The 707-nt window shown below is 40.6% G+C and carries 1 protein-coding gene; it reads left to right on the top strand.

Annotation, left to right across the window (positions count from 1 at the left end):
• Positions 1-679: IS3 family transposase (locus NI466_RS15805; protein ID WP_253174008.1), on the top strand; the 679-nt coding region annotated here is incomplete at its 5' end.
• Positions 680-707 lie beyond the last annotated feature (28 nt).

Raw genomic sequence — 707 nt, 5'->3', positions numbered from 1 at the left:
GAAACGTGAAGGCTATATTATTGCACGCTGTACTGTTGCTCGATTAATGAAAAAGCTAGGTATACAAGGTGTTTGGCGAGGTAAGAACAAAAAAACCACCCGTAGCCGAGATGACCAAAAACGAGCAGATGATTTAGTGAAACGTAATTTTACTGCTGATCATCCTGACCAACTGTGGGTCAGTGACTTTACGTATATTCAAACAAATTCAGGCTGGGTCTATACCGCCTTTATTATTGATGTGTTCTCACGAGCAATTGTTGGCTGGAAAGTATCTACACGGATGAATACAGATATGGTACTCGATGCACTTGAGCAAGCATTGCACGATCGAGGCATGCCAAAGAATGTGATTCATCATTCCGATAGAGGTGTTCAATATCTTTCTATTCGCTATACCAATCGTTTAGAAGCTGCAAATTTACGAGCATCAGTCGGTACAACTGGTGATTCATACGATAATGCTCTGGCTGAAACGGTGAATGGCTTATACAAAACAGAGGTGATTGAATATTTAAAAGCAGATTGGCAAGGTTTAGCAGATGTACAACTTGCGACACTAAACTGGGTAGATTGGTTCAATAAAAAGCGTGTACACAGTGCACTGGGTTATGTATCGCCTTTTGAGTTTGAAGCAATGTACTATGATAAGATTAACCCGTTAGGTCAGGTGGCCTAACTTAAATAAAAAAGTCTCCGACAAACCC

Origin of the sequence: Acinetobacter lwoffii, from assembly GCF_024129595.1 — a bacterium.
In the GTDB taxonomy this organism is placed as follows: domain Bacteria; phylum Pseudomonadota; class Gammaproteobacteria; order Pseudomonadales; family Moraxellaceae; genus Acinetobacter; species Acinetobacter lwoffii_O.
The sequence above is the reverse complement of the archived record's forward strand: the minus strand, read 5'-3'. Positions and strand labels throughout refer to the sequence as shown.